Source organism: Sutterella sp., assembly GCF_052272535.1.
Lineage (GTDB): Bacteria > Pseudomonadota > Gammaproteobacteria > Burkholderiales > Burkholderiaceae_F > Sutterella.
On record NZ_DAVZJY010000081.1, the window covers coordinates 1 to 9,241 of the forward strand.

Below are 9,241 nucleotides of genomic sequence, written 5' to 3' on the forward strand. Positions count from 1 at the left end.
CGCCGTCCTCTCGATCGCGATTCCGATGAAGTCGGGCGCCGTCACGGCGCCGGCGACCCACGTTGGGGCCGTCCAGCCGGCGGACTGATCGGGCTTCAACTCCTCCGGGCGCCCGGCGCCGGAGAAAAGAAAAACGCTCCCGCAGCTCGAATTCCGCTGCCGGAGCGTTTTTTTCGTTTTGACGTTCCGCCCCGCCGCAAAGGCGGGAGGAGGGAGAAGAGAGCCCTCTTGGAAGGCCCCTCTTCTTGGGCGGCCGATTATTCCGCCTTGGCTTCAAATCCGTCCCGGCCGTAGACGTCGCGGTTCACCATCGCGGCGACGCAGCTGTCGGACCAGACGTTGAGCGTCGTTTCGATCGCGTCGATCACGGCGTAGAAGGGGAGAATCACGCCCATCAGGAGGATCGGCACGTTCATGCTCGCGAGGAGCGACGCGGAAAGGAAAAAGCACCCCATCGGGACGCCGGCGTTGCCGACGGCGGCGATCGTGGCGATGATCACCCATGCGGCGAGCGTGCCTACGGTGATGTCCGCACCGGCGTTCTGCATGAGGTAGACCACCGTGAGGAGGATGAAGGCCGCGCACCCGTTCATGTTGATCGTCGTGCAGATCGGAAGCACGAAACGCGAAACCTGGCGCTTCACGCCGAGGCGGTTCTCCGCGCTCGCCATCGTGACGGGGAGCGTCCCGGCGGAGCTCTTCGAGAAGAACGCGACCGTGAGGGCGGGGATCATCGCGCGGGCGATGGTGATGGGATTGAGTCCGCGCGCGAGGAGCACGAGCGGCAGCACGACGAGCATCTGCACGAAGTTCGCCGTGAGGACGGCGGCGAAGTAGGTCCCGAGGCCGCCCAACTTGATGCCGCTCGCGAGGTCGGCGGCGAGCACCGAGAAGAAGCCGAAGATGCCGATCGGCAGGATCTGGATCACCCAGCCCACGATTTTGAAGAGCACTTCCTGGAGTCCCGTGAAGAAGGCGAGGAGCACCTCCTGCGGGCGCGATTCGGGCAGACGCGCGATCGCGATGCCCACCGCCGCCGAGATGAGGAGCACCGAGAGGACGTTCGCCGAGAGGAAGGGCGCGAGCACGTTGTCGGGGATCACCGACTCGACGAACTTCAGATACCCTTCGCCGCCGGCGTTGGCGACGGCCGAAAGGGGCGAGACGGCCGAAGCCGACACGGCGACGTTCTCGGGTGCGAAGACCACGAAGAGGACCGCGGCGAGGGTCGCCGCGAGGATCGTCGTGAAGAGCGTGTAGAAGATCGAGTGGCGGAAGATCCGGCCCGAATTCCCCGAGCGCGAGATGCCCGCGAGCGTCGAGATGATCGACACGGCGATGATCGGAACGGAGATGAATTTGAAGAGGCGGATGAAGATCGTTGAGATGAAGTCGGCGATCTGATGCCCGAAGGGCGTGCCCCAGACGCCGTTGGCGATGCCTGCGGCAATCGCGATGAAGTAGAGGCCCGCGAGGAGCCAGCCGCCGGTCTTCGGGGCCTGCGCCTGGGCGTTGGTCTGCGTGGTGTTCGTCATGGTTGTCGTGCTGTGGACGGGCACGGCCGGCCGGAGCGGGCCGCCCCCGTTGGAGGACGTGAAGCCGGCATTCTATTCCTGAGCGGTCTGATCAGGAATAGGGAGACGCGCCGCGGCCGCGCTTTTGCGGGCAATGCGGCGGAAAACGACGAAAACGTACGTCAAAAATCTGCAAGACCCGGCAAAGTCGGCGGGTCCGCGGGAAAGTCCCCGAGGAAAAAAGAGGGCGCCGGCCCGAAGCCCAGGCGCCCCAACTCAACGAGGAGGATGAAAGAAATCAGCTGCCGGGCGCGCCGCTCGTGCGGTCGTCCGGCGAAATGGGGCCGCTCCCGGGGGAGCGGGGAGAGAGGCCTCAGGCGCGGGAGCCGAGGCCCACGAGGCGCTCCGGATGCGTGTAGACGTTGGCGCGCCGGCGGCGGCAGAAGGCGGCGAGGGTGACGCCGGTCTTCTCGGCCACTTCAATGGCGAGCGCCGTGGGGGCGGAGACGGCGAAGATCACCTCGACGCCGCACATCGCGGCCTTCTGCACCATCTCATAGGAGGCGCGAGACGAAATGACGAGGGCGCCTTCGCGCCAGCCGCGCCGGGCGCGAAGCCCGAGGAGCTTGTCGAGCGCCACATGGCGGCCGACGTCTTCGGCGCCGCCCGCGAGCGTGCCGTCGGGATTCACCCAGGCCGCGGCGTGCGTGCACCCGGTGAGGCGTCCGAGCTCCTCGATCTCCTCGAGGTAGCCCAGGGCCGCCTCGTAGTGCGCGAGGTCGAAGGTCTGCGTGAAGGGAACCTTGGGCGTCGGGCGCACGGCGCCTTCGAGAGACTCGACGCCGCAGATGCCGCAGCCCGTGCGGCCCGCCATCGAGCGGCGGCGGTCCTTGAGCCTCCAGAAGGCTTCAGACGAAATTGTGAGCTCGACGTTGCGCCCGCCGCGGCACCCCTGTGTCACCTCGATCCCGTAGATCTCGTCGATCGAAGCGACGATGCCTTCGGCGAGCGAAAAGCCGACGGCGAACTCCTCCAACTTCGAAGGCGTCGTCATCATCACGACGTGCGAAATGCCGTTGTAGACGAGGGCGACGGGGATCTCCTCGGCCACCCAGTCGGCGTCGGGGCCGGACGTGGCGTCGGCGATGCGCACGATCGGCACCTCGCGGGCGCCCATGACGCCTGGTGCCGGGTCGGAAGCCGTGGCGGCGGGAAGCGCGCAGGCGCCGAGCGCTTCCGGCGCAGGGCGCAGGTCGGTGGGATGTTTCATTCGGACGAAAGTGAAGGATGAACCGGAAGGGGCTTGCGGAGAAATTAAACCATGCCCTTGCCCGGGCCGCGGCCGGCGACGGTGGCGTCGCCCTCCTTGAGGACCTTCTCGGGCACGGTGCCCTCGAGCACCGCCTGCTCGTAGGCCTCTTCAAGGCCCGTGAGCACGATCGACTCGACGTCGGGCTGGAACGTGAGGTCGTCGCCCGGCGCGAAGAGCGTGGGCATCGCCGCGTGGCAGGCCGCGCAGACGTGGAGGCGGTGCGAGTCGTCGGATTCGTCACTCACGTAGGAGAGGTCCGAGACCGCGTCGTCGCCGCAGCGCGCGCAGCGGATGCGCTCGAAGGTCCAGCGCGCGCCGCAGGCGCCGCAGTAGAGCTTCTTCACGTTGCCGTGGTTGTTGGTGGCGGAGACCGCCGCGACGTCCGGATCCGCGCCGCAGCAGAAGCACGTGAGGCGGCGCGAGTAGGAGGGCTTGCGCTCTTCGAGGTCGATCAGGCGCCCGGAGATCTCGTTCGCAAAGCGGTCGAGGTAGGCGCGCAGCGTGAGGCCGAGGACCGGGAGCGCCCAGACGTCGACGAGTTCGGGCGAGAGTCCCGCGATCATGTCGTCGGTTTCCGAGAGCGCCCCCATGGGGTCGGCTTCGGCGACGCGCACGAACCCCGGTTCGGCGAAGGGCGCCCAGCTGAACTGCTCCGCGGCGGCGCGGAAGGCGTCCGAGGCTTCGAGCGAATTGAGGAGCACATGGCCCATGCGCTTCAGGTCGCGCTTGAAGGATTCGGGATTGATTTCGACGAGCCCGAGCCCGAGGATCGTTTCGCCGCCCTTGGCAGCGGCCATGAGCTCCTCGTCCGTCGGGTCGCGCAGCACCTTGAGGTCCGCGTCCGTGAGTTCGTTCGCGAGCACGGCCGACTCGAGGATGAGCGGGCCGAAGGCCTTGAGGCGCCCGCGGACGTCCTCGTCCTTGTAGGCGCGGTAGCGTTCGAGGGCGCGTTCGATCGACTTCGGGGTCATGACTGGTCTTCCTTCTGTTGAATGCTCAGGGTCCGCTGGATGCGGGCGCCTCCCCCTCATGCGGCGCGGCGCTCGGGGGGAGAAAACATCGGAGCGCTGCGGGCGGCAGGGTCGTGAGCGGATTATTCCGCTTCTCGATGGACCTTTTGAAGGTCCTTCTCTTCCTCTGCGGGGAGAGCGCTGGAGTCTCGGACTTAATGAAGCAGGAACGAGGCCCCACCGGTCTCCGGCCGCGTCTTTTTGTCCCGGGGCGGCGGGAGGATTCTTCCGGGGATTCTTCCGGACCATCGGGGCGGTCCGGAAGAGGGATTGGATCAGTTGAATCAGGCCTTCTTCGAGTCCTTCTCAACCGTCACGTTGCGGCCACTCGTGAGCTCCTCGTTCGCCCAGTAGCCCCAGTGGTAGAGGGCGTCCGATTCGGAGACCTTGCCGTCGCCGAACATGATGCGGGCGGTGCCGCGGTAGGGCTCGAAGATGCCCGCGCCCAGGTAGATGTGGGCGATGCCGACGATCACCGTGAGGGCGAAGAAGACGTCGTGCAGCAGGCGCGCCCAGAGGAGCACGTCGGTGCTGAACTCAACCTTCCAGCCGCCCGAGGGCAGCAGCCCCGTGTTGAGCCACAGGATCATGCCGGTGACGGCCATGATGATGCAGAAGAACACGAGCGCGCCGTCAGCCAAGCGCTGCGCCGACTTCACGTGGTGCTGCGGCGGCATGTGGATCTTCGACGGGAAGAAGAGGTAGAGCGGGAACTTCATCGCCCAGAGGTAGTCGTCCTTGTCCCACTTGCCGAAGATGTCGTCGCGGAACATGTGGATGCAGCCCTTGGGGGACTTCAACATCGCGAAGATCGGGATCAGGATGAACGGGATCGCGAGCACGCGGTGCAGCATGCGCATGACGTACGTGAACTTGCCGCCCATGATCGAGCCGCCGAGTTCGGGCCAGAAGACGAAGAGGCCGCTCACCGCAAGCAGGATGCAGGTGATGGCGACGACGCCGTGCGTGACGCGCGTCAGAAGCGAGTGACGCTGGATGTAGCGGGTCATGTTGTTCCTCCTCGATCAGTGACGCGCTTCGGAGCCGTTCTTCTGAGCGGCGCGGACGGCGGCGGCTTCGGCCTCGGCCTTGGCGCGCTGCTCGGGGGTCCAGGAAGCCTTCGCCTCTTCGAGCGAGACTTCCTTCCTGCGGTAGCCGAGGTTCGCGAGGAACGACACGGCGAGCGCGCCCACGACGGCGGCGGCGCCCAGAGCCGTGACGGGCTTCACCACGTCGATGGCGTTGAGAACCTTCTTGGGCTGCGGGTTCTCCGGGAGCCCGAAGGCCTCGCGGCCGTACTGGAGCACCTGGATGATGTGCAGACCACCGCACTCGTTTTCGCCGTAGACCTCGGCCTTGTCGAAGCCCTTCTTCTTGAGGAAGGCGACGCGTTCGTGGGCCTTCTTGAGCATCTCCTCGCGGGGACCGAAGAAGAGCGCCTCGGGCTGGCAGGCGTGCACGCAGGCGGGTTTGCGGCCCTCCTCGATGCGGTCGAGGCAGAGCGTGCACTTGTCGATGCGGCCGTCCATCGGACGGAAGCGCGGCACGTCGAAGGGGCAGGCGGCCTGACAGAAGGTGCAGCCGTTGCACTTCTCCGTGTCGAAGCTCACCACGCCGTTCTCGTTCTTGTGCAGAGCGCCCGACGAGCACGCGGCCACGCAGCCCGCGTCCGTGCAGTGGTAGCACGAGCGGCGGCCGATCGCCCAGTTGATCGGGTGGAACTTGTTGCCCGAGGGCTTCTCGTCGAACGTCATCACGAGGCGCGTGTCGCCGTTCAGATCGAAGGGGCCCTGGTAGGAGCCCGTGAAGGGGTTCGCATTGAGTCCGAGTCGCGCGGGAAGCTCGTTCCACTCCTTGCACGCCACCTGGCAGCCGCGGCAGCCGGTGCAGTGCGAGGCGTCGAAGAGCATCGCGACTTCTTTGTTGTTTGCCATTTGGTTGTCTCCTGGGGTCGCGCGGTTACGCCGCCTTCTCGATGTTCACGAGGAAGGCCTTGTACTCGGGGATGAAGCTGTTCGGATCGGCCACGTTCGGGGTGAGGTCGTTGATGTTGTCGCCCGTCGCGAAGGTGCCGGCCCACGAGAAGTGGTGCGGCATGCCGACCACGTGCTGCTTCTGGCCGTTGATCGTCATCGGCTTGACGCGGATCGTCACCATGGCGCGGACCTTCACCGAGCCGCGGTTGTTCCACACGCGCACGACGTCGCCCGACTTGATGCCCTTCTCGGCGGCAAGCTCCTCGGAGAGTTCGATGAAGTTGCAGCTAATGAGCTCGTTCAACCACGGGATGCTGCGCGTCTGGGTGCCCGTCTGCCAGTGTTCGGTGACCGAGTAGGTCGTGACCACGTACGGGTAGTCCTCCTTCTTGCCGCGCTTCGCGGACGGATCGTCCGTGAAGAGCGCGCAGGGGTTCTTGTCGGCGCCGTTGAAGAGGTTCTTCACCGGGGATTCAAACGGCTCGAAGTGTTCTGGCATCGGGCCGTCCACCATCGGGTAGGCGAAGAGGCGCGCGTTCTGCTCCCACGTCATGAAGAAGGCGTTGTCGTCGGGGCCCTTGGTGGTGTTGAAGTCGCCCACGTCGTTCTGGATCCACTTGCCGTCCTTCCACTCGACGAAGACCTTGTCGGGGTTCCAGGGACGGCCCTGCGGGTCGGCCGAGGCGCGGTTGTAGAGGACGCGGCGGTTCGCCGGCCACGCAAAGCTCCAGCCCGGGAAGAGGCCGAGGCCCGTGGGGTCGCTCTTGGAGCGGCGCGCGAGCGGCTGCTTCATCGGATCGAGCTTCGCGGCTTCGTTGTTGTAGTAGCCCGAGTAGATCCACATGCCGCAGGCGGTCGTGCCGTCGGCGCCCAGCTTCGCGTAACCCGGCAGCAGTCTGCCGTCGGCGACGGTGTAGCCGTTGATCGCCCAGCACACGGCGCGCAGGTCGTACTTGCCGTCGATCTTGTAGTCCATGTTGGCCTTGAGGATCGGGTCCGGATAGACGCCGCCCTCCTTCTCATAGAGCTCGCGGATCTTCGCGAAGAGGAGCTCGATGATCTCGAAGTCGCTCTTGCATTCGCCCGGCGGGAGGATGCCCTGTTGGCGCCACTGCACCCAGCGGCCGGAGTTGGAGATCGAGCCGATTTTTTCATAGATGAGGGCGGCCGGGAGAAAGAAGACCTCGGTCTTGATCTCCTCGGGCTTCATGTCCGGGGCCTTCCAGAAGGAAGCGGTTTCGGTCACGAACCAGTCCGCGCAGACCATCCAGTCGAGCTTGGACATCGCCTCGCGCGCGAACTTCGCGTTTGGGGTCGAGTGCGCCGGGTTCATGCCCCAGGCGAAGTAGCCCTTCATCTTGCCGTCGCGCATCATGTGGAAGGTGCCGATCGTGGTCCAGGCCGAGGCCGGGAGACGCGGGCCGATCTTCGGGAGCATGTCGTAGCCGTAGTCGTTCTCGACCGTGGCGTTCTTGCCGAAGAACTCCTTGAGGAACGAGACGATGAACTTCGGCTTGTTCGAGTAGTAGCCGGCCGCATAGGCCTCCTTGTGGCAGTAGTCCGCAAGGGTCTTGTGCTTCGGGACCGCAGGCCACTTGAGGTAGCCCGGGAGGTCGGGCACCGTGCAGGCGACGTCGGTCGCGCCCTGCACGTTCGGTTCGCCGCGCAGCGCGTTGATGCCGCCGCCCGGAACGCCGACGTTGCCGAGGAGGAGTTGCACGATGCACATCGCGCGGCAGTTCTGCGAGCCGTAGGTGTGCTGCGTCTGGCCGAGGGCGTAGAGGATCGAGCCCGCCTTGTCGGGCTTGCCGGTCGAGGCGTAGACGTCCCAGATCTTCTTCATCACCTCGATGTCCATGCCGGTGACGCGGCTCACGAGTTCGGGCGTGTAGCGGGCGTAGTGGCGGGCCATCACATTGAGGACGCAGCGCGGGTTCTCAAGCGTCATGTCGCGCTTGAGGACTTCGAGCTCGGGCGGCTCGAACTTCGGCGTGCCGGGCTTGTTCACCCAGGCGTATTCGCCGCCGGGCGAGGTGTCCCACTTCTCGAAGTGGTCGATGTCGTAGCCCCAGGTCTCGTCGGAGTACTTCTTCGTCTTCGGGTCCCAGCCGGAGAAGAGGCCCGTCGCTGGATCGTAGGAATAGTCCTCGCGCAGAAGGCAGGCGGCGTTCGTGTAGTGCAGAACGTATTCCTTCTGGTAGAGCTTGTTCGAGAGGATGAAGTTGATCAGACCGCCGTAGAAGGCGATGTCCGTGCCCGGACGGATCGGGCTGTAGAGATCGGCGTTCTTCGCCGAGCGCGTGAAGCGCGGGTCGACGACGATCCAGGTCGCGCCCTTGTCCTGCGCACGCTGCACCCAGCGCGAGGAAAGCGGATGGTTCTCGACGTTGTTCGCGCCGCACGAAAGGATGACGTCGGAGTTGGCGAAGTCGCACCAGTGCGAGGTCATGGAGCCGCGGCCGAACGAGGGCGCGAGACCCGAGACGGTCGAGGAGTGGCACACGCGCGTCTGGTTGTCGATCGCGATCGAGCCCAGGGCGCGGGTGAACTTCTGCAGCAGCCAGCACTCTTCGTTGTTGATCTGGGAGCCGCCGAGGACCGCGAAGCCTTCGGTGCGGTTGACGGTGTAGCCGTCCTCCTCCTTCTTGAAAGTCTCGTCGCGGGTCTTCTTCACGCGGCGGGCGATCGCCTCGATCGCCTCATCCCAGCTGATGCGCTCCCAGCCCTTGGAGCCGGGACGGCGCACCATCGGATGGAGCACGCGGCCGGGGTTGAGCGCGGCCTTGCGCTCGGGCGTGACGATGTTGCTCAGGCCCCAGAGCGCGGCGCCCTTCGGGCAGAGGCCGCCGAGGTTGACCGGATGGTCCGGGTCGCCTTCGATGTTGATGAGTTCGCCGTTGCGGGCCGAAACGATCGTGCCGCAGCCGCCCGAGCAGTAGCAGCAGATGTTGAAGGCTTCCTGGACGTTGGCGAGCTTGAAGGGCTTCTTCGCGGCGGGCGCGGCCGAGGCTGCGGTGCTCGCGAGCTGGGCGGCCGCGGGAGCGGCGCCGAACAAGAGGCCGCGCTTCAGGAAACTTCTGCGGGTGACTTCCATGAGTCCTCCTTTGTTGGAGTGTGCTTTTCCGGTCTGCTCCAGGGGCCCGCTGAGCGCTGAGGGAGGGGGCGGGGAGAAGAAAACCGGAGGGGGTCTGACTAAAAGAATTCGGAATCGTCTGAGAAGCCGCCCATGGGGCCCGCGAGCGGCTCGTCGGACGCTCCGATGGAGTGGATTCTCTCGAGGTGCAGAAGGCGAGAAAATCCGCCGCACGAAGGAGTAGACGCGTCGAAGGACTAGGGAGGGGCGGGATTCCGCCCGACCAACTGCGGAGGGAAAAGCAGTCACTTACAACACTCCTTCAAAAAGGCGGCACCGCGCATTGGCTGCGATGC

The 9,241-nt window shown here is 65.8% G+C and carries 6 protein-coding genes; all 6 read right to left on the reverse strand.

Translation table 11 applies throughout. The features are described 5' to 3' along the window. Positions 1–257: 257 nt before the first annotated feature. Entirely contained in the window at positions 258–1,535 is a 1,278-nt protein-coding gene (locus ACT6Y9_RS05620) for a dicarboxylate/amino acid:cation symporter (protein WP_295478016.1), read from the reverse strand. A 352-nt stretch (positions 1,536–1,887) separates the two neighbouring features. Continuing rightward, positions 1,888–2,691, reverse strand: coding sequence for a formate dehydrogenase accessory sulfurtransferase FdhD (fdhD, locus tag ACT6Y9_RS05625; protein WP_443743808.1), 804 nt, complete (start codon positions 2,689–2,691; stop codon positions 1,888–1,890). 137 nt (positions 2,692–2,828) lie between these two features. Continuing rightward, positions 2,829–3,797, reverse strand: coding sequence for a formate dehydrogenase accessory protein FdhE (locus ACT6Y9_RS05630; protein ID WP_443743805.1), 969 nt, complete (start codon positions 3,795–3,797; stop codon positions 2,829–2,831). A 323-nt stretch (positions 3,798–4,120) separates the two neighbouring features. Beyond that, entirely contained in the window at positions 4,121–4,846 is a 726-nt protein-coding gene (locus tag ACT6Y9_RS05635) for a cytochrome b/b6 domain-containing protein (RefSeq protein WP_443743806.1), read from the reverse strand. A gap of 15 nt (positions 4,847–4,861) precedes the next feature. Continuing rightward, a complete protein-coding gene (locus ACT6Y9_RS05640) occupies positions 4,862–5,770 on the reverse strand; it encodes a 4Fe-4S dicluster domain-containing protein (protein WP_295478004.1) in 909 nt (302 codons plus the stop codon). A 25-nt stretch (positions 5,771–5,795) separates the two neighbouring features. Beyond that, positions 5,796–8,906, reverse strand: a complete 3,111-nt coding sequence (locus ACT6Y9_RS05645) for a molybdopterin-dependent oxidoreductase (RefSeq protein WP_443743807.1) — start codon at positions 8,904–8,906, stop codon at positions 5,796–5,798. Positions 8,907–9,241: the final 335 nt, after the last annotated feature.